Origin of the sequence: Mesorhizobium sp. B2-3-10 (assembly GCF_006442275.1) — a bacterium.
Taxonomy (GTDB): Bacteria; Pseudomonadota; Alphaproteobacteria; order Rhizobiales; family Rhizobiaceae; genus Mesorhizobium; species Mesorhizobium australicum.
This window is the reverse complement of the sequence record NZ_VFVT01000003.1, coordinates 92,262-111,128: the sequence shown is the minus strand read 5'-3', so window position 1 is coordinate 111,128 and position 18,867 is coordinate 92,262. Positions and strand designations below refer to the sequence as shown.

General features: G+C 63.8%; 23 protein-coding genes. 12 read left to right on the top strand and 11 right to left on the bottom strand.

The features are described 5' to 3' along the window. Positions 1-105: 105 nt before the first annotated feature. The gene (locus FJ943_RS10210; RefSeq protein ID WP_140721207.1) at positions 106-1,080 is read right to left on the bottom strand and encodes an adenosine deaminase; all 975 of its coding nucleotides are present in this window, start codon (positions 1,078-1,080) and stop codon (positions 106-108) included. Between the two features lie 133 nt (positions 1,081-1,213). Here FJ943_RS10210 and ubiE point away from each other — a divergent pair, with 133 nt between their 5' ends. The 3 genes from ubiE to coaBC all read left to right on the top strand — a co-directional run bounded on the left by ubiE (position 1,214) and on the right by coaBC (position 5,196). After that, the gene (ubiE, locus tag FJ943_RS10205; RefSeq protein ID WP_140721204.1) at positions 1,214-1,990 is read left to right on the top strand and encodes a bifunctional demethylmenaquinone methyltransferase/2-methoxy-6-polyprenyl-1,4-benzoquinol methylase UbiE; all 777 of its coding nucleotides are present in this window, start codon (positions 1,214-1,216) and stop codon (positions 1,988-1,990) included. A gap of 70 nt (positions 1,991-2,060) precedes the next feature. After that, a complete protein-coding gene (ubiB, locus tag FJ943_RS10200; RefSeq protein ID WP_140721201.1) occupies positions 2,061-3,635 on the top strand; it encodes a 2-polyprenylphenol 6-hydroxylase in 1,575 nt (524 codons plus the stop codon). Positions 3,636-3,723: 88 nt separating this feature from the next. Further along, the gene (gene coaBC, locus FJ943_RS10195) at positions 3,724-5,196 is read left to right on the top strand and encodes a bifunctional phosphopantothenoylcysteine decarboxylase/phosphopantothenate--cysteine ligase CoaBC (RefSeq protein WP_210242404.1); all 1,473 of its coding nucleotides are present in this window, start codon (positions 3,724-3,726) and stop codon (positions 5,194-5,196) included. Positions 5,197-5,254: 58 nt separating this feature from the next. Here coaBC and FJ943_RS10190 read toward each other — a convergent pair whose 3' ends face one another. Then, positions 5,255-5,836 carry an invasion associated locus B family protein gene (locus FJ943_RS10190; protein ID WP_140721198.1) on the bottom strand — a complete coding sequence of 194 codons (582 nt, stop codon included), beginning with the start codon at positions 5,834-5,836 and terminating at the stop codon, positions 5,255-5,257. Between the two features lie 36 nt (positions 5,837-5,872). Further along, on the bottom strand, positions 5,873-6,205 hold the full coding sequence (locus tag FJ943_RS10185) for a hypothetical protein (protein ID WP_140721196.1): 333 nt from the start codon (positions 6,203-6,205) through the stop codon (positions 5,873-5,875). A gap of 71 nt (positions 6,206-6,276) precedes the next feature. Between FJ943_RS10185 and FJ943_RS10180 the strand changes: the two genes are divergently transcribed. Both FJ943_RS10180 and FJ943_RS10175 read left to right on the top strand, forming a co-directional pair. Next, on the top strand, positions 6,277-6,585 hold the full coding sequence (locus tag FJ943_RS10180) for a hypothetical protein (RefSeq protein ID WP_140618839.1): 309 nt from the start codon (positions 6,277-6,279) through the stop codon (positions 6,583-6,585). Between the two features lie 126 nt (positions 6,586-6,711). Next, positions 6,712-7,188 carry an NUDIX hydrolase gene (locus tag FJ943_RS10175; RefSeq protein WP_140618841.1) on the top strand — a complete coding sequence of 159 codons (477 nt, stop codon included), beginning with the start codon at positions 6,712-6,714 and terminating at the stop codon, positions 7,186-7,188. Between the two features lie 3 nt (positions 7,189-7,191). Here FJ943_RS10175 and FJ943_RS10170 read toward each other — a convergent pair whose 3' ends face one another. The 5 genes from FJ943_RS10170 to FJ943_RS10150 form a co-directional block, all read right to left on the bottom strand. After that, positions 7,192-8,043 (bottom strand): citryl-CoA lyase, encoded by an 852-nt coding sequence (locus FJ943_RS10170; protein ID WP_140618843.1) that lies wholly within the window; start codon positions 8,041-8,043, stop codon positions 7,192-7,194. Continuing rightward, positions 8,040-9,224, bottom strand: coding sequence for a CoA transferase (locus FJ943_RS10165; RefSeq protein ID WP_140721193.1), 1,185 nt, complete (start codon positions 9,222-9,224; stop codon positions 8,040-8,042). Before FJ943_RS10165 ends, FJ943_RS10170 begins: the two co-directional genes overlap by 4 nt. A gap of 15 nt (positions 9,225-9,239) precedes the next feature. Further along, on the bottom strand, positions 9,240-10,763 hold the full coding sequence (locus FJ943_RS10160) for a tripartite tricarboxylate transporter permease (RefSeq protein WP_140721190.1): 1,524 nt from the start codon (positions 10,761-10,763) through the stop codon (positions 9,240-9,242). Between the two features lie 4 nt (positions 10,764-10,767). Beyond that, positions 10,768-11,304, bottom strand: coding sequence for a tripartite tricarboxylate transporter TctB family protein (locus tag FJ943_RS10155; protein WP_015315737.1), 537 nt, complete (start codon positions 11,302-11,304; stop codon positions 10,768-10,770). Between the two features lie 151 nt (positions 11,305-11,455). Further along, positions 11,456-12,433, bottom strand: a complete 978-nt coding sequence (locus FJ943_RS10150; protein WP_015315736.1) for a tripartite tricarboxylate transporter substrate-binding protein — start codon at positions 12,431-12,433, stop codon at positions 11,456-11,458. A 184-nt stretch (positions 12,434-12,617) separates the two neighbouring features. Between FJ943_RS10150 and FJ943_RS10145 the strand changes: the two genes are divergently transcribed. Continuing rightward, entirely contained in the window at positions 12,618-13,388 is a 771-nt protein-coding gene (locus FJ943_RS10145; protein WP_140721187.1) for an IclR family transcriptional regulator, read from the top strand. Positions 13,389-13,565: 177 nt separating this feature from the next. Here the strand turns inward: FJ943_RS10145 and FJ943_RS10140 are convergent, their stop codons facing one another. The 3 genes from FJ943_RS10140 to nth form a co-directional block, all read right to left on the bottom strand. Continuing rightward, a complete protein-coding gene (locus tag FJ943_RS10140) occupies positions 13,566-14,099 on the bottom strand; it encodes a GNAT family N-acetyltransferase (protein WP_140721184.1) in 534 nt (177 codons plus the stop codon). Between the two features lie 109 nt (positions 14,100-14,208). Beyond that, positions 14,209-14,313 (bottom strand): YdeI/OmpD-associated family protein, encoded by a 105-nt coding sequence (locus FJ943_RS10135; protein ID WP_246671862.1) that lies wholly within the window; start codon positions 14,311-14,313, stop codon positions 14,209-14,211. A 74-nt stretch (positions 14,314-14,387) separates the two neighbouring features. Then, positions 14,388-15,200 carry an endonuclease III gene (gene nth, locus FJ943_RS10130; RefSeq protein ID WP_140721181.1) on the bottom strand — a complete coding sequence of 271 codons (813 nt, stop codon included), beginning with the start codon at positions 15,198-15,200 and terminating at the stop codon, positions 14,388-14,390. A 22-nt stretch (positions 15,201-15,222) separates the two neighbouring features. Between nth and FJ943_RS10125 the strand changes: the two genes are divergently transcribed. From FJ943_RS10125 to FJ943_RS10100, 6 genes are all read left to right on the top strand, one after another. Next, positions 15,223-15,717 carry a DUF2244 domain-containing protein gene (locus FJ943_RS10125; RefSeq protein ID WP_140713227.1) on the top strand — a complete coding sequence of 165 codons (495 nt, stop codon included), beginning with the start codon at positions 15,223-15,225 and terminating at the stop codon, positions 15,715-15,717. A 212-nt stretch (positions 15,718-15,929) separates the two neighbouring features. Continuing rightward, complete coding sequence (locus FJ943_RS10120) at positions 15,930-16,808, top strand: bifunctional helix-turn-helix domain-containing protein/methylated-DNA--[protein]-cysteine S-methyltransferase (RefSeq protein WP_140713225.1); 879 nt, start codon at positions 15,930-15,932, stop codon at positions 16,806-16,808. Between the two features lie 222 nt (positions 16,809-17,030). After that, a complete protein-coding gene (locus tag FJ943_RS10115) occupies positions 17,031-17,501 on the top strand; it encodes a hypothetical protein (RefSeq protein ID WP_140721178.1) in 471 nt (156 codons plus the stop codon). 20 nt (positions 17,502-17,521) lie between these two features. Continuing rightward, a complete protein-coding gene (locus FJ943_RS10110) occupies positions 17,522-17,914 on the top strand; it encodes a hypothetical protein (protein WP_015315728.1) in 393 nt (130 codons plus the stop codon). Continuing rightward, a complete protein-coding gene (locus FJ943_RS10105) occupies positions 17,881-18,399 on the top strand; it encodes a hypothetical protein (protein ID WP_015315727.1) in 519 nt (172 codons plus the stop codon). The genes FJ943_RS10110 and FJ943_RS10105 overlap by 34 nt, the downstream gene beginning before the upstream one ends. Then, positions 18,374-18,856 carry a hypothetical protein gene (locus FJ943_RS10100; protein WP_140713223.1) on the top strand — a complete coding sequence of 161 codons (483 nt, stop codon included), beginning with the start codon at positions 18,374-18,376 and terminating at the stop codon, positions 18,854-18,856. The genes FJ943_RS10105 and FJ943_RS10100 overlap by 26 nt, the downstream gene beginning before the upstream one ends. Positions 18,857-18,867 lie beyond the last annotated feature (11 nt).

Here is an 18,867-nt window from a genome sequence, read left to right as displayed (position 1 = left end):
ACAGTGAGTAGTGAATAGTGAGCCGATTTGCGAGTCCCTGCGTCAGTGAAAGCGCCGGCCTTCAACCGCTCGATGCGTGCACCGTCACTACCGACTACTGACTGTTCACCGAACTTTCGCGTCCAACCGACCGAGCAGCGCTGTCTTGGTCTTCCTGTCGACGAAGGCGGCTTCGATGGCTGTTCTGGTGACAGCGGCAAGCGCCTTTTCGCTCATCGAGAAATGTTCGGCGGCGATATCGTATTCGTGCTTCAGCGAGGTCCAGAAATAGGGCGGGTCGTCGGAGTTGAGCGTCACCTTGCAGCCGGCCGCCTGCAGGGCGGGAAAGGGATGGTCGGCGAAACTGTCGAACACCTTGAGCGCGATATTGGAGCCGGGGCAGCATTCCAGCACGACACCCTGGTCGGCGATGCGCCGGACAAGGTCAGGGTTTTCGATGGCGCGCACGCCATGGCCGATGCGCGACGGGCGGATATGGTCGAGTGCCGCCTGGACGGTTTCCCAGCCCGTCAGTTCGCCGGCATGGACGGTGATGCCGAGCCCGGCCTCGCGCGCGATCTCGAAAGCCCTGACATAGTCCTCCATCTCGCCCATGCGCTCATCGCCGGCGACGCCGAACCCGGTGACCAGCGGATGGCCGCAACGCGCCGCGAAGCGTGCCGCACGCTCGATCGACTCGACACCGACATGGCGCACGCCGGTGACGATCATGCGCCCCTCGATGCCGGTTTTTGCCTTGGCGCGCAGCATGCCTTCGCCGAGCGCATCGGTGTAGGCCTTGGGTGACAGCCCGGCTTTCGCCGCGTGGTCCGGCGAGGTGAATACCTCGGAGTAGATGGCGCCATCGCGGGCCAGACTGGTCAGATAGTGGTCGGCCAGCCGCGCATAATCCTCCTCGGTCCGGAACAGGTCGGCGGAGAAGTCATAGGCCGCGAGAAAGGAGGTGAAATCGTGCCAGACGAAGGAACCGTTCTGGATATAAGGCGAGGTGTCCTTGCCGTATTTCTGCGCCTGGCGGATGACGAGATCGGGCGCCGCTGCCCCTTCGATGTGGCAGTGCAGTTCCGCTTTCAGAGGCATTCAAACATCCCGTCGGTCAGTCCAGGTCTTGAAACCCACCACCTGGAAGCGCGGCTGAACACCGCGCCTTAAACAATAGCGCCCGCATCATCGATCGGCTATGGTCCCGCCGGTTTTATGACGGATCAAAAAAATGTCAGTTGAGAGAACCACGGCCGCCGGCGGCATGGAAACCTCCTATGGTTTCAAGCGTGTAGGGGAAGGCGAGAAGCAATCCCTGGTCAACGATGTTTTCCACAAGGTCGCTGACCGCTACGACCTGATGAACGATTTGATGTCTGCTGGCCTGCACCGGCTGTGGAAGGATGCCATGGTCGCCTGGCTCAATCCGCCCAAGCGCGCGGGCTGGCGCGTGCTCGATGTTGCCGGCGGTACCGGCGACATCGCCTTTCGCATCGTCGATGCGAGCCATGGCCATGCCCATGCCACCGTGCTCGACATCAATGGCTCGATGCTCGCCGTCGGGCGCGACAGGGCCGAAAAGAAGGGATTGTCCGGCAACACAGATTTCGTCGAGGCCAACGCCGAGGAACTGCCCTTCCCCGACGCCAGTTTCGACGCCTACACCATCGCATTCGGCATTCGCAATGTCCCGCATATCGACGTGGCCCTGGGCGAGGCGTTCCGCGTGCTGAAGCCCGGCGGCCGTCTCCTGTGCCTGGAGTTCTCCGAGGTCGAGATGCCGCTGCTCGACAAGGTCTACGAAGCCTGGTCGTTCAATGCCATCCCCAGGATCGGCAAGTTGGTCACCGGGGACGGCGAGCCCTATTCCTATCTGGTCGAATCGATCGCAAAATTCCCCAATCAGCAAAACTTCGCGGCGATGATTTCTCGGGCCGGCTTCGACCGCGTCTCCTTCCGCAACTATTCCGGCGGCATAGCGGCCCTGCATTCGGGCTGGAAGCTTTGAAGCCGTCGCCGATCTTCCTCACGCGACGAGCCTTGCGCCAGTTCGATGAACCGGTAGGGCGGACGTGGCCATGAGCACCGTCAGCGCGGCGTTCCGGCTCGTACGGGCCGGTTGGGTGCTGGTGCGCGAGGGCGTCGTTGCCGCCTTGCCCGGCGAGGAACTATCCGGCCTGCCGAAATTCGGCTGGCGGCTGGCGCGGCTGTTCACCCGCCGCCGCGCGCTCGCCTATGAGCGCAGCGATCGGCTGGCCAAGGCGGTGGTCCGGCTCGGCCCATCCTACGTCAAGCTTGGTCAGTTCCTGGCAACGCGGCCCGATGTCGTCGGCAACGACATGGCGCTCGATCTCGCCATGCTGCAGGACAAGATGCACACCTTCCCGACGGCCGAAGCGGTGGCCGCCGTCGAAGCCTCGCTCGGGCGCAAACTCGGCGATCTTTACAAGCAGTTCGGCGACCCGGTCGCCGCGGCTTCCATCGCCCAGGTCCATGCCGCTGAAACCGTCGATGGTGGCGTCGCCAGGAAGGTAGCGGTCAAGGTCATCCGGCCGGGCGTGCGCCGCCGCTTCTTCCAGGACCTCGAAAGCTATTTCCTCGCCGCCCGCCTGCAGGAGAAATACATACCGTCGTCGCGCCGGCTGAGGCCGGTCGAGGTGACCGAGACGCTGGCGCAGACCACCAGGATCGAGATGGACCTGCGCCTCGAGGCGGCCGCGCTCTCGGAACTTGGCCAAAGCACCAGGGAAGACCCTGGCTTTCGCGTCCCTTCGGTGGACTGGGAACGCACCGGCCGCGACGTGCTGACCATGGAATGGGTCGACGGCGTCAAGATGAACGACATCGCCGGCCTGCAAAGCGCGGGCCATGACCTGAAGGCAATCGCCACCAACCTCATCCAGTCCTTCCTGCGCCATACGCTGCGCGACGGCTTCTTCCACGCCGACATGCATCCGGGCAATCTGTTCGTCGAGGCGAACGGCACCATCGTTGCCGTCGATCTCGGCATTGCCGGACGCCTTGGCAAGAAGGAGCGCCGCTTCCTCGCAGAAATCCTCTACGGCTTCATCACACGCGACTATCTGCGCGTCGCCGAGGTGCATTTCGAGGCCGGCTATGTGCCGCGCCAGCACAATGTCTCTGCCTTCGCGCAGGCGATCCGCGCCATCGGCGAGCCGATCCACGGCCAACCCGCCGAAACCATTTCGATGGCCAAGCTTCTGACGCTGCTGTTCGAGGTGACCGAACTCTTCGACATGGCGACACGGCCGGAATTGATCCTGCTGCAGAAGACCATGGTGGTTGTCGAGGGCGTGGCGCGCACGCTCGATCCGGCTTTCAACATGTGGAAGACCGCCGAACCGGTGGTCGGCGGCTGGATAGCCGGGAACCTCGGGCCACGCGGCTTGCTGGCCGACGCGCGCGACGGCGGCAAGGCGATGCTGGCGCTGATCCGCCAGGCGCCGGAACTCGCGGCCCGTACGGAACGGCTGTCGCGAGAGATCGACCTGATGGCCGAGCACGGCCTGCGCTTCGATGAGGCGACCGCCCGCGCCATAGGCAAGGCCGAAGCGCGCTACAGCCGTTCCGGCCGTGTCGCATTATGGGTGATCGCGCTGACGCTGGTCTACATTGCCTGGCAGCTTCATTAGGCCCGTATTCGCGGCAAGCCAGCTGCTTGCGGCAATTTGATTGCATTGCTATCATCGCCATCAAGCCGGATGAGTAGAGTGCAATCACATGGCCAGCATCACGATCCGCAACCTGGACGATGAGGTCAAGGAGTTGCTGCGCCGGCTGGCGGCGGAAAACGATCGCTCCATGGAAGAACAGGCGCGGGTGATGATCCGGGCCGCCGTCGACAGCCAGGTCGGCCCTGTTGGCCGTCTCGACCAGATCGAGAAAGCGCTGCACGAACTGGCCACCTCGCAAGGCACCCCCACCCCGGCGTCGGCATTAGCAGGCAAGAGCTTGCCGCGAGGCACGCTTTCCAACAAGCGCATCCTGCTTATAATCGGCGGCGGCATCGCCGCTTACAAGGCGCTCGATCTCATTCGCCGGCTGCGCGAGCGCGGCGCGGCGGTGCGCGTCGTCATGACATCGGCGGCGCAGGAGTTCGTCACCACGCTTTCGGTCGGTGCGCTCTCCGCCGACCATGTCTTCATCGACCTGTTCGACCGCAATGATGAGCACGATGTCGGCCACATCAGGCTGTCGCGCGAGGCGGACCTCCTGGTGGTGGCGCCCGCCACTGCCGACCTGATGGCCAAGCTCGCCAATGGCCATGCCAGCGATCTGGCCTCGACCGTGCTCATCGCCACCGACAAGCCGGTGCTGATGGCCCCGGCGATGAACCCCAGGATGTGGTCGCATCCCGCCACCCGCCGCAACCGCGCGAGCTTGGGCAAGGACGGCATCACCTTCGTCGGCCCCGCCAAGGGTGAGATGGCCGAGAGCAATGAGGCCGGCGAAGGCCGCATGGCCGAACCGCTTGAGATCGTCGCCGCGGTCGAGGCGCTGCTCGATGCCGGCCCCAGGCCACTGGCGGGGCGCAAGATCATCGTCACGTCAGGCCCGACGCACGAGCCGATCGACCCGGTGCGCTATATCGCGAACCGCTCGTCCGGCAAGCAGGGCCACGCCATCGCCGCGGCATTGGCAAGGCTCGGCGCCGATGTGCGCCTCGTCTCCGGTCCCGTCACCATCGCCGATCCGGCCGGAGTGAAGACCCTCCATGTCGAACGGGCGCAGGAGATGCGCGACGCGGTGGAACAGCTTCTGCCCGCCGACGCCGCGGTGTTCGTCGCCGCCGTTGCCGACTGGCGCACCGAGAATTCAGCCGGTGAGAAGATTAAGAAGGTCGCGGGCGAAGGCCCGCCGGTGCTGCGCATGGTCGAAAACCCCGACATCCTGGCGGGTGTCGGCCATCACAAGCAGCGACCAGGCCTAGTCGTCGGCTTTGCCGCCGAGACGCAGGATCTCTTGCGCAACGCCGAGGCCAAGCTCACGAAGAAAGGGGCCGATCTCATCGTCGCCAACGATGTGTCGCACCAAAGCGGCATCGGTCCTTCAGGCGTGATGGGGGGTGATCGCAACCGGGTGCGGATCGTGTCGAAGGCCGGCGTCGAGGAATGGCCTGAAATGACCAAGGACGAGGTAGCGGCACGGCTTGCCGCGCTCATGGCCGAGCGGTTGAAAATCATCGTCGTCTGACAAGTGCCGGCGGAAGCGTTTGCCGCCAACATCCTGTCGCTTGCGGTGAGCCAAGCCGTCAGTTGGCCAAAAGCTCCGCCGTGCGGGCAAGCGCACCGCCGAAGCCATTGAGCGGGATGGAAAAGCTTACGACTTGCCCCGTATCGGCCGCGAACGCATCGATCTTGAGCGTGGTGCCGTTCTTGAGCAGCGGCGTGACATTGGCATCGAACGCCACCGGCACCAGGCAGCCGACCACCTGGCAGGTGCTAAACGGCAGGCTGCCGTCGAGCTTCTGATCGTCGATGGTCAGCGCGACACCCTTGGCAAGCGCCAGACCGAAAGGCAGGGCAAGCGTTCCGGTCGCATCCTCGCCGGTCTTGCTCGACAGCTCGATCGCCAAAAGCCGTTGGTTGCTTTGCTTGTTGAACTGCTGGTGCGACAGGCTGCAGACCTTGTTCGTGCCCGATATCTGGCAATTGACCGTCCAGTCGCCATGGGTTTCGGACAAGGCCGAAGCACCACCCGGCAGTTGCGGCACGTCAGCTGCGGCGGGCGGCGTTGCCGCCACCTTGTCGCCCTTGGTTTGCGCCGCCATGGCCGGCAGGCCTGCGATGCAGGTAGCACCCAGCACTGCTGCGAAATACGCGTATTTCCTCATCAAGATCTCTCCCGCCCGGCTCCGCCTCGAGCCAGCCTAGAAACTGACCTTGAGAGACGCGCTGACTGCATTCTGTTTGACCGTTTCCCCGAAGGCGCCATTATATCTGACGGACATGACGACGCCATCGACGCAATTCAGCTCGAGGCCGGCGCCGACCCGATAGAGCGGCGAATCGATCGCCTCCGTCAAGTGCAATGCGGGGGGTGCCAGCAGATTCTCCGCCGCGCCGAAGCGGCCTTCGATCTCCCACTCCTTGGTGGAAAAAAGTTGAAACCTGCAACCGACCCTTCTTCCTTGCCGGAAACACGCAGCCAGCGCGGGTGGCAGCCCTTGAGCGGGCGCGGTTCGTGTGAGGGTGATCGGCATTCTCGCATGGCATCGTCGGGCAAAAGCCCTATATATCTGGTGTGATGAGATTTTTTTGCAGGAATAGATGGATGTGTGCGCGTCGTTCATCGATGATATCAACCTTGGTGGTGCTGGCTGGAGCGGTTTGCGCCGGCTTTGCGATGCCCGCTTCCGCGCAGGTGCTCAATCCCACGGTCAGAAACAACACAGTCATCCAGCAGAACGATCTGCAGGCGTTGCAAAACCGGGTTCAGCGGCAGCAGTTTCAGCAGCAGCAACAGCAGTATCGTGCCCAGGATCGCATCATCGTCCAGCAACCGCCGCCGGTCGTGCCGCAGGTTAGGCCGAGCTGCCAGACGCAGATAATCGGCAACACCGCCGTGAGCACCTGCCGCTGACGAACGGCAGCTTCTTTTATTTAGCCGACTTACATGATAGGGCACTTCAGGTGCCCCTGCGGCAGTTTGGATTTTGCAAAGGCGTCGCAGCACGCTAAGGGGCATTGCAGCGACTGGATTATCGAGATGGCAGCCACCAAGAAAAAGACCGTACGCCAAGCCAAGAAAGGCGAAAGGATCCGCCAGGTGGCGGCGATCCCCTTCCGGCTGAATGCGCATGGCGGCATCGAGGTGATGCTGGTCACATCGAGAACCACGAGACGCTTCATCGTGCCCAAGGGATGGCCGATGAAAGGCAAGAGCGGGCGCAAGGCAGCCACCATCGAGGCACTGGAGGAAGCCGGCGTGCTCGGCAAGACGCTGAAGCAGCCGGCGGGCACCTATTCCTACTGGAAACGTTTGGCCAACCGCTTTGTCCGCGTCGACGTCGTCGTGTTTCTGCTGGAAGTGACGGAAGAGCTTGCCGATTGGCAGGAAGCCAAGCGGCGGCAGCGGGCCTGGCTGGCGCCGGCCGACGCCGCGATGCTCATCGACGAGCCCGATCTCTCGACGCTGGTGAACACCTTGAAGTTTCCCGGACCCGCGCCGCTCGAGCAGGCATAAGCCTCAATTGTCCGCGCCCTCATCTTCAGGAAGCGGCCGTGCCGGCGGGCCGCTATAGGCCCACAGCCATTCGCGCGGCAGCGGCCCCTTGTTGCGCTCGGACTGCTGAGATTGCTCCCAGGCATGCGCCAGGATGCCGACGGAACGCGACAGCACGAAGAGTCCGCGCGTCAGCGGCGGCGGAAAGCCGAGTTCGCCATAGATGACGGCGGTGGCGCCATCGATGTTGAGCGGGATTTTTTTGCCCTTGCGCCGCGCGACGTCGGCCTCGATCGCCTCGGCAATGTCGGCAAAGCGGCCGTTGACCACGCCACGCGCGGCAAAATCTCTGACCAGTTCCAGCAGGCGCGGCGCGCGCGGATCGACAGGATGGAAGCGATGGCCAAGGCCCGGCACATAGCCCTTCTCCTGCCCGAAGAACCGGTCGAGACGTGTCGAAACCGCTTCGTTGAGGCCCATGCCGCCATCAAGCGCCACGGCAATATCGCCATAGAAGGAAAGCGCCTGCTCGCCGGCGCCACCATGCACGTCGCCCAGCACGTTGATGGCCGAGGCCATGGCGCTGTTGATGCCGACGCCACAGGTGGCCGCCATGCGGGCGATGGCGATCGACGGCGCCTGCGGCCCGTGGTCGACGGCCGCCCCCAAGGCAATGCCGAGCAGTGCCGCCTCGTCTTCGCTGGGCAATTCGCCACGCAGCATCAGCCAGATGACAGCCGGGAAGCTGACGCGGCCGATCAGGTCCTGGATCTCGTAGCCGCGCAGCCGGATCACACCCGGGCTCATCTCGATGATGCCGGTCTGCCACCATTCCTCGCCGCGCGCGCGGCCTGTTTTCTTCTCCACGCCGCTCATGTCAGGGCCTTTGCCTTGGCGCGCGGCGGCAGGCCGGCGAACACCTCGTCCATGTGCTCGCCCAGCACAGGCGGCGGCCGCGTCGGCAACGGTGCCGTACCGTCTACCATGAACCCGCCGCGCAGGACGGTCAGCGGCCCATCCATGCCAGCCACATCCTCGAAACGAGCCGTCACCTGGCGTTCGAGCACTTGTGGTTCGGTCAGCACTTGCGGGATCGTCAGTACCCGGCCCGCCGGCACGCCGGCTCGGTTGAGCGTCTCTTCCCAAATTGCCGCCGGATCGCTTGCCAGAGCATCCTCGATCTCGACCTTGAGCGCGGCGCGGTTCTGCTTGCGGGTCTCACGCTCGGCAAAGCGCGGGTCCGACGCCAGTTCCGGCCGTCCGATCAGCCGGCACAGCGTCACGAACTGCTCCTGCTTGTTGGCGGCGATGTTGATGAGCCCATCGCCGGTGCGGAAGGCGCCGGAGGGAGCCGCCGTCATGTTCTCATTGCCCATCGGCTTGGGATCGACCCCTGCCGTCAGGTAATTGGAAACAGGCCAGCCAAGCGCGGAAAGCGTGCATTCGAGCATCGACACGTCGAGGAACGCACCCTCGCCCGATGTCTTCTGCCTGACCAGTGCCGCGGCGATGGAGAACGCGCCGACCAAGCCTCCCAGCGTGTCGGCGACGGGATAGCCAACGCGCAGCGGCGCGGTTTCCGGCGTGCCGGTTATGCTCATGATCCCGGAAAGACCCTGGATGATCTGGTCATAGGCCGGATTGTCGCGCATCGGCCCGCTCTGCCCGAAACCCGATATCGCGCAATAGACGAGGCCCGGGCGGACCGCCCTCAGCATTTGGTAGCCAAGCCCGAGGCGTGTCATCACGCCGGGCCGAAAATTCTCCACCAGCGCATCGGCGCTGGCGACCAGGTCGAGGAAGCGCTCGCGATCCGTCTCTTTCTTGAGGTCGAGCATGACCGATCGTTTGCCGGCGTTCTGGGCCAGGAAGGATGCGCCCATGCCGGCACTGTTGAGCTTTGGAGAGCCGCCAAGCTGGCGCGCCAAGTCGCCGCCTTGCGGCCCCTCGACCTTGATCACGTCAGCTCCCAGCAAGGCCAGCTGATAGGCACAGTAAGGCCCGGCGAGCACATTGGTCAGGTCGAGGACGCGGATACCGGAAAGCAGGTCTGTCATATCTTTTCAGATCGCTCAGGCATCGCCCGGCACATGTTCGGGACCGCGCCGCCGCCGGTGCTCGATGAAGGCCCAGATATGCGGCCCGACCAGGCCTATGAAGGCGAGCGTCAGCAGGGTCAGCGACAGCGGATGCTTGTAGAACACCGACCAGTCGCCGTTGGAGATGGTCATCGCCCGGCGGAACTGGGTTTCGGCGAGCGGCCCCAGGATCATGCCGATAATGACGGGCGCGGTCGGGAAATCGAACCGCCGCATCAGGAAGCCCGCGGCGCCCAGGAGATAAAGGATGACGAGATCGATCGGCGACTGCGAGATGCCATAGGTGCCGACAGTGGCGAACACCAGGATCCCGGCATAAAGCTGCGGCGCGGGAATTTTCAGCAGCCGCACCCACAGACCGATCAGCGGCAGGTTGAGGATGACCAGGATGACATTGGCGATGAACAGGCTGGCGATCAGCCCCCAGACGAGATCGGCCTGTGTCGTCAACAGCAGCGGTCCGGGGTTGATGCCGTAGCTCTGGAAGGCCGACAGCATGATCGCCGCCGTCGCCGAGGTCGGCAACCCAAGCGTCAGCATTGGCACCAGCACGCCGGCGGCGGACGCGTTGTTGGCGGCTTCGGGGCCTGCAACGCCCTCGATGGCGCCGACCGTACCGAACTCCTGCTTGTGCTTCGACAGTTTCTTTTCGATGGCATAGGACAGGAAGGTCGGGATCTCGGCGCCGCCGGCCGGCATGGCGCCGATCGGAAAGCCGATCGCCGCTCCCCGCAGCCAGGCCTTCCACGAACGCCCCCACTCGGCCGCCGTCATGTAGAGCGAGCCTTTCAGCGGCACGATCTCGTCCTTGCCGGCATAGCGGCGCGAGGCCATGTAGAGTGTCTCGCCAACCGCGAACAGGCCGACGGCGGCGATGATGACGTCGACGCCGTCGAGCAATTCGGTCATGCCGAAAGTAAAGCGCGGCTGGCCCGTCTGCAGATCGACGCCGATCATCCCGATTACAAAGCCGGCAAACAGGCTGGTCAGGCCTCGCACAGACGACGACCCAAGCACCGCCGAAACAGTGATGAATGCCAGCACCATCAGCGAGAAATACTCCGCCGGGCCGAAGGCCAGCGCGAACTTGACCACTATAGGCGCCAGGAAGGCGACGCCCAGCGTGCCGAGTGTGCCAGCGACGAAAGAGCCGATCGCCGAGGTGGCGAGTGCTGCGCCGCCGCGGCCGGAGCGGGCCATCTTGTTGCCTTCCAGCGCCGTCACGATGGTTGCGCTCTCGCCGGGCGTGTTGAGAAGGATCGACGTCGTCGAGCCGCCATACATGGCGCCGTAATAGATACCGGCGAACAGGATGAAGGACGCCTCCGGCGCCACCTGATAGGTGATCGGCAAGAGCAGCGCGATAGTCAGTGCTGGCCCAAGGCCAGGCAGCACGCCGATGGCGGTGCCAAGCGTCGTCCCGAGCAGGCACCACAAAAGATTGGTCGGGCTGAAAGCGACCGCGAAACCGTGTGCGAGATGGCCGAGCGTATCCATGGCGTCAGCCTCCCAGCGTGCTGGTGAACGCGTCGATCACCATGTTCAGCTGGTTCTCGACGACACCAGCGCCGATGTTGACGCCGAGCGCCTTGGCAAAGCCGAAATAAGCAGCCAGCGCCAGCACCAGGCCGGTGAGCACATCGCGCAGCGTATGCCTGCTGCCGAAGCCGTAGCAGACGAGAACGAACATGATGACCGACGCGGCGGTGAAACCGAGCGGCTGGATGAGCACAAGATTGGCCAGCAGACCGATGACGACGAAGCCCATCGCCTTCCAGTCGGTCGGCGTTTCCTTTTCCTCCTCCGGCTGCCAGCCGCCGCGAAGCGCGGCGAGGATGAGCAGCAGGGAAAGCACAATCAGGCCGACCATGGTCAGATAGGGAAAGACGGTCGGACCAACCTTGGAATAGAGCGGCGAGACCGGGATCGCCAGCGTCTGCCAGGCCACGGCCCCGGCGCAGGCCAGGAGGCCGACGCCGATCAACAATTCCGGTACGGCAAGTCGCGGCGGCACTGCCTGCTGGTCGGTGGTGCTCATGAATGTCCTCCCCGCTATGGATGGCTACGATCAGGTGGCCAAAACAGCCGCCTCCAGCAGCCGGCTTCGTCGTACCTTCACGCTGCATGGCCGCATGCGATCGATGCGTCGAGAAAAGGAGGAGGCGGCACGAGCCGCCCCCTTGGGGAAATCAGGCGAGACCGAGATCCTTGAGGATGGCCTCGATGCGAGCCGAATCCTCAGTGACGAATTTGGCATAGTCGTCGCCGGTGAGCAGGATGGACGTCCAGTTGCGGTTCTTGCATTCGGTCGCCCATGCATCGCTCTTGGCCATGGCTTCGACCAGCGTGATCATGGCCGCCTTGTCGGCGTCGGAAATGCCGGGCGGCGCGAAGACGCCGCGCCAGTTGAACAGTTCCACATCGATACCGGCTTCCTTGAGCGTCGGCGCGTCGATGCCGTCCTGGCGCTTGTCGGCCGAAATGGCGAGCAGCCTGAGCGCGCCCGCCTTGACTTGCTCGGAGAACTCGCCGAAGCCGGAAATGCCGGCCGCCACCTGGTTGCCGAGCAATGCCGACAGAGCTTCGCCGCCGCCCGCGAACGGTACATAGGAGAGGCTGGGAGCCGGAACGCCGACCGTCTTGGCGATCAGGCCGAACAGGATGTGGTCGGACCCACCGGCCGAGCCGCCCGCGACAGGAACCTTCGTCGGATCGGCCTTGAGTGCCGCGACGAAATCGGCGGCCGTCTTGAACGGCGAGTCCGCCGGCACCACCAGCGCCTCGAATTCCCCGGTGAGACGGGCGATGGGCGTGACTTGGGTCAGGTTGTTGGCCGCCTTGTTGGCGATGATGGCGCCCACCATGACCATGCCCGCGACCATGAGCGCATTGCCTTTGCCGCTCCACTGATTGATGAACTGCGGCAGCCCTACCGTGCCGCCGGCACCACCGACATTGGTGATCTGCGAGCCGGAGATGAGCTTCTCGCCGCGCAGCACCTGATCCATCGTGCGGGCCGTCTGGTCCCAGCCGCCGCCAGGTGCCGCCGGCACGAAGATCTGGACTTGAGGCGCACCTTCGGCGAAGGCGGGTGAGAAATGCGATGCCACCAGCCCGGCCGCACCAGCCGCCGCCGTACTCATCAAAAATCTGCGTCTGTTCAGCATGGGATTCCTCCAGATCACGACACCTCCTCCGGTGCCTGCCAAAACGCGCCTGTTCACAGACCCGTGATCAAGTTCAAGCAGATTTTACCTTGTTCCGTCAACAGGAACGACATTCTACTGGACAGAACGGTCCGGTGGCGCGACAGAGTGGTTCCGCTCGGGCTTCACCGAATTGGGAACCGCAATGGACTTACCAGGCAACTCGGCTGATGGGGAAATCCGGCGCACCTCCGTCGAAGGTGTTGCGGCACTCGACCGGGCGATCGCCATCCTCGATGCCTTCAGCACGGCCGACTGCTCGCTAAGTCTTGCTGAAATCGCGATGCGCACCGGTCTTTACAAAAGCACGATCCTGCGGCTCGCCAATTCGCTGTTGCGCGGGCAACTGCTCGAGCGCCTGGACGATGGGCGCTATCGCGTCGGACCCGCCGCCTTTCGGCTGGGCGCGCTTTACCAGCGTTCGGTGGTGGCGGTGGACATCCTGTTGCCGATCATGCGCGATCTCTCCGAACGAAGTTGGGAGAGTGTTGCCTTCTACGTCCGCTCGGGAGACGTGCGCACCTGTCTTTACCGGGTCGAATCCAAGCATCCGATCCGCTACACGATACGCGAAGGCGACGTATTGCCTCTGCTGGCCGGCTCGGGCGGGCGCGTGCTGGCGGCCTTTTCGGGACAGCAGGGCGAACCCTACGAAACCATTCGCAAAACGTGCAATTGTCTCGCTGTGGGTGACCGCGACCCCGAAACGGCAGGCGTCTCGGCGCCGGTTTTCGGGCCGGGACACGCGCTGCTTGGCGCCTTGACGCTGGCTGGTCCAAGCACGCGCGTCGACGCTGCCTTCCTTGAGCGCATGAAGCGCCCGCTGCTCGAGGCGGCGGCCCGCGCCACTCGCGCCTTCGGCGAGGATGCCTCCATGCTGGAGCAGGCGAGCCTCGCGACGGCGGCTTTGCCCTAGCTCCCGCGGTGATGGCATCGGAAAGGCCTCCAACTTCCGCTCGCCGCCCCTGTAAGGAAGCTGCGCGCCCAAGGCCGGTTGCGGCAGGTCAAGGTGTGCAGCGGTTTTCCGTCCGGATTGCGCGTTTGTAGCGCCTGGCCGGGTGATTGTCGGCGCCCTCGCCTCGCCTGACACCCCTCAGGGCAGCCGCTCCAGCAGCATGGTCGGCGCATCATGGTAGAGGGTCTGCGTCAGCTCGATATAGCCGCACTTCCTAGCGACGTTCAGCGAAGCCGTATTTTCGGGATCGATGATGCAGACGGTTCTGGCACGTCCGAACGTCTCGTCGCCCCAGCCATGCACGCGGCTGACGATCTCCGTGGCAAGGCCGGCGCCGTGCGCGGCCGGTGCGAGCGCCCACCCCGCCTCGGGGATGCCTTCGATCGACGGCTCCATGTCGCGCCTCAGATCGTGGTTCCCGGCCTCACCGATGAAACGGCCGGTCGCTTTCTCCTCGATGGCCCAGAAGCCGTAGCCAAGCAGCGACCACAGGCCGGCATGGCGCAGGAAGCGCATCCAGCTTTCCTCACGCGTGCGCGGCTTGCCGCCGATGAAACGGGTGACGACGGGGTCGGCCCACATGGCGGTATAGGCGTCGAAATCCTTCAGTTGGTGCGCCCTTAGAATGGTTCGCTGGGTCTCGATGACCGGAACACCGTGCGGATTTTTCATGACGATATGCCTCGCTGATCTTCAGCGCTTAGCAAATCGCTGGTGCGGGGCAAGGGCCAGGGGGATGCGCGCCATCATCCAGGGAAGGCCTAGTAATCGAAGCAGAACTTCAGCCGTGCCAGACCATATTCATGTAGACACCACCACGCTCCAATTCATCCAGCATCTGGTCGAGCCGCTTTCGCCTGGTGTCCGGACGCTTGGCGCGGCCGATCCAGCCCAGATAGTCGTTCTTCTGATAGTCCGGCCGAGCCTAATCCCGGTGTTCGCGGCGGCGATGGCGCGCGGCTACGGCGCCTGATCGTCGGCGGCGACAGTTTCAAGCGGGGCGATCGGCACCAGGGGCGCCGGAATGCTGGTCGTCTTCACCTCTGCCTTGCAAATATCGGCAATGACGCAGGCCGGGCAATCCGGCTTGCGCGCCTTGCAGACATAGCGTCCGTGCAGGATCAGCCAGTGATGCGCATGGCGCATATATTCGTCCGGGATGATCTTCAACAACCCCTGCTCTACCTGTTCCGGCGTCTTGCCGGGCGCCAGGCCAAGCCGGTTGCCGATGCGCAAGATATGCGTGTCGACCGCCATCGTATGCTGGCCGAAGGCCATGTTGAGCACGACATTGGCGGTCTTGCGCCCGACACCGGGCAAATTGACCAGTTCATCGCGGTCATCCGGCACCTCGCCGCCATGGTCGCGGATCAGCGCCTGCGATAGGGCGATGACGTTCTTGGCCTTGTTGCGCCAGAGACCGATGGTCCTGATATGGTCGCCGACCTTGGTTTCACCGAGCGCCAGCATCTTTTGCGGCGTGTCCGCAACCTTGAACAGAGCCCGCGTTGCCTTGTTGACACCGGCATCGGTCGCTTGCGCCGAAAGCACCACCGCCACCAGCAGCGTGAAGGCATTGACGTGTTCGAGTTCGCCCCTCGGCTCCGGCCGCTGCACCGAAAAACGCCGGAAAATCTCATGCACTTCAGCCGGGCTGTAGCGGGACGAGCGCCGCGCCGGCCGAGGGCGCGGCTTGGCATTGGAGCCATCACGGCGTCCGGCCGGCAGCTCTTTTTCGGGCATGGAAGACTCATTGGACTTGGGACGCGCCATTTCCCTCCTATAATAGTCTGTCATGAGTGACACAAACGCCTCGTTTCAGGCTGACGAGCCCTTCTTTCATGCGTTGCTGACCCCGCACCGGTCGCTGGGCAGGACGGGCTTCCTGATCCTGATGGGCGCACTGATGTTCGGCTGGCTGGTGACGGGTGCGTTTTTCCTGTCGCGCGGTGCCTGGCCGGTGTTCGGCTTCTTCGGCCTCGACGTGGTGGCCGTCTACATCGCCTTCCGCGTCAATTACCGGGCTGCACGCGCCCGCGAGGAAGTGTCGGTCTCGCGCACCAGCCTCGACATTCGCAAGACGGCCCCCTCGGGAAAGTCGGAAGCGCATCGCTTCAATCCGTTCTGGGTACGGTTTTCGATCGCCCGGCACGCCGAGATCGGCATCATCAGAATGACCGTGGAGGCACAAGGCCAGAACGTGCCGATCGGCGGCTTCCTCGACCCCGATTCGCGCGAGAGCTTCGCCACCGCCTTCTCGCGCGCGCTGGCGACCGCCAAGGCGCGCTAAAAGCAATTCCAGGAAATTTCCGTTGGGAAAGCCTTGCCGTAGAGTGTCATGAGCAAGCTCTCTTTTGCCCCTGTCAGATGGACTTTTTCGCCAGCCATCAGCGGCTCCCTGGCTCGAATCCCGAGTCTATCTGGGCAAGTGCTGCAAGAAGGCAGGTTTCGGGTGGCGATCGGCGCCCCGAGGGGCGATATTCCAGCCCAAGGAGACAGTCCATGAGCACACACACGGCAGTCCTCAAGAAGGACATCACGCCTGAGGGCAGCGACTACGAAATCGTACGCCGCGCCATCGAAAAGATCAGTCTCGACTATCGCGACCAGCCATCGCTGGAAGAACTGGCCGAGGAGGTCGGCGAGACGCCGACCGGCTTGCAAAAACTCTTCACCCGCTGGGCCGGCCTGTCGCCCAAGGCTTTCCTGCAGGCGGTGACGCTGGATCATGCGCGCAGGCTGCTTGATTCCGGCATGCCTCTGCTCGAAACCTCCTTCGAACTGGGCATGTCCGGCCCCGGCCGGCTGCACGACCTGTTCGTCACCCATGAGGCGATGTCACCGGGCGACTACAAGACGCGCGGCGCCGGCCTCACCATCCGCTACGGCTATCACACCTCCCCGTTCGGCACTGCCCTGATCATGGCCACCGACCGCGGGCTTGCCGGCCTCGCCTTCTGCGACGCAGGCGAGGAACGCACCGCTTTTGCCGACATGTCCGGCCGCTGGCCGAACGCGCTCTATATCGAGGACAGGGAAGCGACAGGGCCCTATGCCGCGCGCATCTTCGAGCCGACGCTGTGGCGCGCCGATCAGCCGCTTCATGTCGTCATGATCGGGACCGACTTCCAGGTCCGCGTCTGGGAGGCGCTGCTCCAGATTCCGATGGGCAAGGCCCGTACCTATTCCTCGATCGCGGCCAGCATCGGTGCGCCGAGCGCCAGCCGCGCGGTCGGCGCCGCCAACGGCGCCAACCCGCTCTCCTTCGTGGTGCCTTGCCACCGCGCCATCGGCAAATCAGGCGATCTCACCGGCTATCACTGGGGCCTGACCCGCAAGCGCGCCATCCTCGGCTGGGAGGCAGGGCAGATTTCGTCGTGAAATGTCGATTTTTGCTTTCTGCCACAGAAAATATATGAGTATTTGGAAATACGCAGTATTATTGCGCTTGATTTTGGAACTTCTGGATACAACCGTGGACAACCGCCGGTTTCTTCACGAGCGTTATTTCGATATCTTATTTAAGTTTACGCTAAATTAACCACGATAAAGCGATGATGACCCATATTAATTCGGGCGATCCGACTTAATAGGAGAATCTCGATGAAGTTGTTCCGCACCGTGTTTGGTGCAGCCTTGCTGGTCGCGTGCCTGGACCACGCGGCGATGGCCACAACGCAGAATGTCATCTTCAATGGCACGGTCACCGCGACCTGTACGCTTGTCGTCGGCACCAACGGCACCATGACGGTGAGCGCCGACCTTCAGTCGCTGAGCTCCCACAACAGCGGCGGTTCGGCTGGAACAGTCACGCTCACCACCACCGGAGGTGTTTCACTTAGCGTCGATCCGGTGACCCTCACCACCGTGCCCGCCGCCGACAGCACCGCCACCACCTGGACACCGACCTATTCGGCCAGCGGCGCCCACACGACCGCTGAAACGGGGGCCGCCACCGCCCTCGCTGTCCCCGGCGCCGACCTTGTCTCGGTCCATCTCGCTGGCACCAAGGGCGGCAGCAACCGCTTCGCCACCGGAAACTATCAGGCAACGGTAACACTGCGCTGCGAATAGCCGTCGCGAAGGAGGGGTCCTTGAAACATGCACGAATCCTGGCGGCGGCGCTGGCCGTCGGCCTGCCGGCCCTTGCCGCCAACGCCCAGTCGATGTCGCCGATGCGGGGTGAGGTCAACAGTTTCACCGACGCCTTCGCGGTCCGCGTGTTTCCCGCCAATCCCTACGGCCAGAAGATCAAGGTCGAAATCCACGTTTACGATCAGAATTTTCAGCCAGTGGATGCCAAGATCTCTCCGAGCGTTTTCCAACTGGGCTCGCAGGCTTCCCGTCCTGTCCTTGTGGTCGTGCCCTTCGGCGGCGCTGCCGAGCGTAAAGTGCGTATCTGTACCGAGAGCATCCCCTTTCCCAATCAACAGACGCAGATAAGGGCACAGATATGCGGAAAGTTTTTTGGGCACCGCAAGTCCTGACAGTCGCGTTTGCGGCAACCTGGGCAGGGATCTCGCCGGTTCTGGCCGAGGATGTCTACAACCTCAATCAGAATGAGAGCGGCTTCAACTTGCCCGGCGTGACCTTGCCCCAAGGGCAGGATGAGGTCCACGCTTCCGACGGAACCACCTGCCGGTCCGCCGTATCGGGCACCGGTGCCTATCTCGACCTGGGCGTCATCAGAGGCAACAATCAGGCGAACAACGACGTCGCCACCTACGGCCGCGTGGTGATTCCGATCGGGCGTACGCCGAAGCGCGTCGATTGCAGCCGCCTCTACGAGCTTGAGGTCGAGCGCCTGCAGCTGGAGCTGAAGCTCCTCAAGATGGGCCTGGGCGGTGACGGGCCGACCGCGAGCGTGGCCGCCAGCGCACCTACGCCCGTGGCCGCGTCACCCGGATGGGCCAACGAAGGCTGGAGCATCAGAACCGGAAGCGGCGATGGCAAGAAAAAGAAGAAGAAATAGCAGCGCGCTGCTCGCGATGGCCGCGCTCGCCGGCTGCTGCCTTCCGGCGCAGGCCGCGATCATCGGCACCTGCAGCATCATGGTCGGGGCATCGGGCACGATGACCGCAAATCCGGCCATCGGCATACTGGGCTCCAAGCAGGCAGGCGGATCAAGCGCCAGCGCCACCGTGGTGGCAAGTTCCCTGCTGTGCTCGCTGCTCAATTTGCTGGACTGCTATTCGGTTTCAGCATCGGCGCCTGCCGCATTCTCGTCCGCGCCGAGCGGCGGCGGCACCAACGTGACCTTCGCCTCGGTCTTCCGCCTCGATGGCTCGGGGGTCGACAATAATGGGGGCGTGCCGCAAAGGGTCGCCAATGGCACCCACGCCATGCAGATCGACCTCACCGCCACCAAGTCGAGCGGTATCTTTCCCGCCGGCAACTATCAGGGCATCGTCACTGTGCTTTGTGAATGACGCGGCAAATC

Bases quoted from the DNA above. Each gene is read 5' to 3' on its own strand.
- FJ943_RS10210 (WP_140721207.1), bottom strand. From the start codon at position 1,080: ATGCCTCTGAAAGCGGAACTGCACTGCCACATCGAAGGGGCAGCGGCG.
- ubiE (WP_140721204.1), top strand. From the start codon at position 1,214: ATGTCAGTTGAGAGAACCACGGCCGCCGGCGGCATGGAAACCTCCTAT.
- ubiB (WP_140721201.1), top strand. From the start codon at position 2,061: ATGAGCACCGTCAGCGCGGCGTTCCGGCTCGTACGGGCCGGTTGGGTG.
- coaBC (WP_210242404.1), top strand. From the start codon at position 3,724: ATGGCCAGCATCACGATCCGCAACCTGGACGATGAGGTCAAGGAGTTG.
- FJ943_RS10190 (WP_140721198.1), bottom strand. From the start codon at position 5,836: ATGAGGAAATACGCGTATTTCGCAGCAGTGCTGGGTGCTACCTGCATC.
- FJ943_RS10185 (WP_140721196.1), bottom strand. From the start codon at position 6,205: ATGCCGATCACCCTCACACGAACCGCGCCCGCTCAAGGGCTGCCACCC.
- FJ943_RS10180 (WP_140618839.1), top strand. From the start codon at position 6,277: ATGTGTGCGCGTCGTTCATCGATGATATCAACCTTGGTGGTGCTGGCT.
- FJ943_RS10175 (WP_140618841.1), top strand. From the start codon at position 6,712: ATGGCAGCCACCAAGAAAAAGACCGTACGCCAAGCCAAGAAAGGCGAA.
- FJ943_RS10170 (WP_140618843.1), bottom strand. From the start codon at position 8,043: ATGAGCGGCGTGGAGAAGAAAACAGGCCGCGCGCGCGGCGAGGAATGG.
- FJ943_RS10165 (WP_140721193.1), bottom strand. From the start codon at position 9,224: ATGACAGACCTGCTTTCCGGTATCCGCGTCCTCGACCTGACCAATGTG.
- FJ943_RS10160 (WP_140721190.1), bottom strand. From the start codon at position 10,763: ATGGATACGCTCGGCCATCTCGCACACGGTTTCGCGGTCGCTTTCAGC.
- FJ943_RS10155 (WP_015315737.1), bottom strand. From the start codon at position 11,304: ATGAGCACCACCGACCAGCAGGCAGTGCCGCCGCGACTTGCCGTACCG.
- FJ943_RS10150 (WP_015315736.1), bottom strand. From the start codon at position 12,433: ATGCTGAACAGACGCAGATTTTTGATGAGTACGGCGGCGGCTGGTGCG.
- FJ943_RS10145 (WP_140721187.1), top strand. From the start codon at position 12,618: ATGGACTTACCAGGCAACTCGGCTGATGGGGAAATCCGGCGCACCTCC.
- FJ943_RS10140 (WP_140721184.1), bottom strand. From the start codon at position 14,099: ATGAAAAATCCGCACGGTGTTCCGGTCATCGAGACCCAGCGAACCATT.
- nth (WP_140721181.1), bottom strand. From the start codon at position 15,200: ATGGCGCGTCCCAAGTCCAATGAGTCTTCCATGCCCGAAAAAGAGCTG.
- FJ943_RS10125 (WP_140713227.1), top strand. From the start codon at position 15,223: ATGAGTGACACAAACGCCTCGTTTCAGGCTGACGAGCCCTTCTTTCAT.
- FJ943_RS10120 (WP_140713225.1), top strand. From the start codon at position 15,930: ATGAGCACACACACGGCAGTCCTCAAGAAGGACATCACGCCTGAGGGC.
- FJ943_RS10115 (WP_140721178.1), top strand. From the start codon at position 17,031: ATGAAGTTGTTCCGCACCGTGTTTGGTGCAGCCTTGCTGGTCGCGTGC.
- FJ943_RS10105 (WP_015315727.1), top strand. From the start codon at position 17,881: ATGCGGAAAGTTTTTTGGGCACCGCAAGTCCTGACAGTCGCGTTTGCG.
- FJ943_RS10100 (WP_140713223.1), top strand. From the start codon at position 18,374: ATGGCAAGAAAAAGAAGAAGAAATAGCAGCGCGCTGCTCGCGATGGCC.